The sequence below is a fragment of the Desulfovibrio sp. 1188_IL3213 genome (genome assembly GCF_036763145.1).
Lineage (GTDB): Bacteria > Desulfobacterota > Desulfovibrionia > Desulfovibrionales > Desulfovibrionaceae > Desulfovibrio.
On sequence record NZ_JBAIYR010000362.1, the window covers coordinates 1 to 2347 of the forward strand.

Consider the following 2347-nt stretch of genomic DNA (forward strand, 5'->3'; position numbering starts at 1 on the left):
CGCCATTGCCGATGAGGTGGAAGCGAAACTCGTGGTGGACATGGCCCACATCGCGGGTCTTGTGGCCGCCGGCCTGCACCAAAGCCCGGTTCCGCACGCTCACATCACCACCACGACCACGCACAAAACCCTGCGCGGCCCCCGCGGCGGCATGATACTGTCCACTGAAGATATGGGCAAAACCCTGAACAGCCAGATATTCCCCGGCATTCAGGGCGGCCCGCTCATGCACGTCATCGCGGCCAAGGCCGTGGCTCTGGGCGAAGCCCTGCATCCCGCCTTCAAGCTGTACCAGCGGCAGGTTCTGGATAACGCCGCCACCCTGGCTTCATGCCTTATGGAAGCGGGCTATGACCTTGTTTCCGGCGGTACGGACAATCACCTGATGCTCATTGACCTGACCGGCAAGGATATCACCGGCAAGGACGCTGAAATCGCCCTGGACACGGCGGGCATCACGGTCAACAAGAACACGGTTCCTTTTGAGACGCGCTCGCCCTTTGTTACCTCCGGCATACGCCTGGGTACTGCCGCCCTTACCACGCGCGGCATGAAGCAGGACAACATGCGCACCGTGGCCCGGTTTATCATCACGGCGCTTGAAAAACGGGATAACGCTGCGGAACTTGAAAAAATTCGCAAAAACGTTGAAGAATTCGCCCATCAGTTCCCGCTGTTTGCCCATCTTGCCTGATCACCTTTAATGGGCTGCCCTTTCAAAGGTTTTCGGCCAGAGCGCTTTACTGCTGAACGGCTCTGACAGGGCTTCAGCTTGTGTGCAAAAAACATCCGGGCCTTGTGAAGCATCAGCTCTGCAAGGCCCGGGCGATTGAATTGGCCGGACGGTCCAACAATGCCTGAATGTCATTTCAGGTCAGACAGCCTTTGCTGCCACGCGGGATAAAGCCGTCAGGCGCCCGGCAGGGCGCACAGGCAGACAGTATCTGCAGCGACCCTGCGGCCCGGAGGCTATCGGCCTCTGGGCCGCCGTTGCGCAACGCGGGGTCTGTGGACCATTGGCCTGCGCAACATGCGGGATGCCGCAACAGATTCCGCGTGCCGTCCCGCCGAAAACCCCTTGTGCCGAAAGCGCGAACCGTTGGCTTGGCTTTTACGCTTCCACTATGTACACTAGCGAAAAATTTAACGGATATCCCATGCAAAGATTGCCCTGGCCCCAATACTTCATGAACATCACCTACCTTGTCAGCGGGCGCTCCACGTGCACCCGGCGGCGGGTAGGGGCTGTGGCCGTGAAGGACAAGCGCATTCTTGCCACCGGTTACAACGGCGCTCCCGCCGGGGTTCCCCATTGCCTTGAAGTGGGCTGCCTGCGCGAGCAGCTGGGCATCCCCTCCGGCCAGAGACACGAAATATGCCGGGGGCTGCATGCGGAGCAGAACGTTATCATTCAGGCGGCCGTACACGGCATAAATATCAGCGGAGCCGAACTGTACTGCACCACGCATCCCTGCGTGCAGTGCAGCAAAATGCTTATCAATTGTGGTATAAGGCGTATCTATTACGCCGAGCACTACCCTGACGAGCTTGCCGCCACCATGCTCGCTGAAGCCGGGGTTCAACTGGAAAGGCTGGACTTCACCCCGCCCGCCATAAGCCCCCAGCCGGAGTAGCCATGTCTGAACTGGATTACACTCCCTTTATGCGTGAAGCCATTGCGCTGGCGCAGCAAGGCCGCTGGAAGACCTGCCCCAACCCTATGGTAGGGGCTGTTCTTGTGCGCGATGGTCAGGTCGTCGCCAGAGGCTGGCACCACGCCTTCGGCAAGGCTCATGCCGAAGTGGACTGCCTCAATGACGCCGCCGCGCGCGGGGTCGACCCGGCGCAATGTACGCTGGTTGTCACCCTTGAGCCATGCTGCCATCAGGGCAAGACTCCCCCCTGCACCGATGCCGTGCGCCGGGCGGGCATAAAGAAAATTGTGGTGGGCCTGTCCGACCCCAATCCCGAAGCCTGCGGCGGCGCATGCCGTCTGCGCGAAGCCGGGCTGGAAGTCATTGAGGGCGTTTGCGCAGAAGAATGCCGTGATCTTGTAGCCGATTTTCTTGTCTGGCAGCAGGCACAGCGCCCCTACGTGATCCTTAAGATGGCCGCCACTCTGGATGGGCGCATAGCCACACGCAAAGGCGAATCGCAGTGGATCAGCTCAGAAGAATCCCGGCAGGAAGTGCAGCGCCTCAGGGCGGGCATAGGACGCTGCGGGGGCGCTGTGCTTGTGGGCGGCGGCACGTTCAGGACCGATGATCCGCGTCTTACCGTGCGGCCCCTGTCTGAGGGTGAAGCTCTCGGTCCGCAACCCCTGGCCTGCGTGCTTACTTCTCGCCTG

General features: G+C 60.8%; 3 protein-coding genes. All 3 read left to right on the top strand.

All coding sequences use genetic code 11. The annotated features are described in order from the left end of the window. On the top strand, window positions 1-694 hold a 694-nt coding region (locus V6C16_RS11430), incomplete at its 5' end, for a serine hydroxymethyltransferase (protein ID WP_333543261.1). 463 nt (window positions 695-1157) lie between these two features. Next, entirely contained in the window at window positions 1158-1634 is a 477-nt protein-coding gene (locus V6C16_RS11435; RefSeq protein ID WP_333536054.1) for a deoxycytidylate deaminase, read from the top strand. A gap of 2 nt (window positions 1635-1636) precedes the next feature. Further along, window positions 1637-2347, top strand: a 711-nt coding sequence (gene ribD, locus V6C16_RS11440; RefSeq protein ID WP_333543262.1) for a bifunctional diaminohydroxyphosphoribosylaminopyrimidine deaminase/5-amino-6-(5-phosphoribosylamino)uracil reductase RibD, incomplete at its 3' end; no start/stop codon positions are given.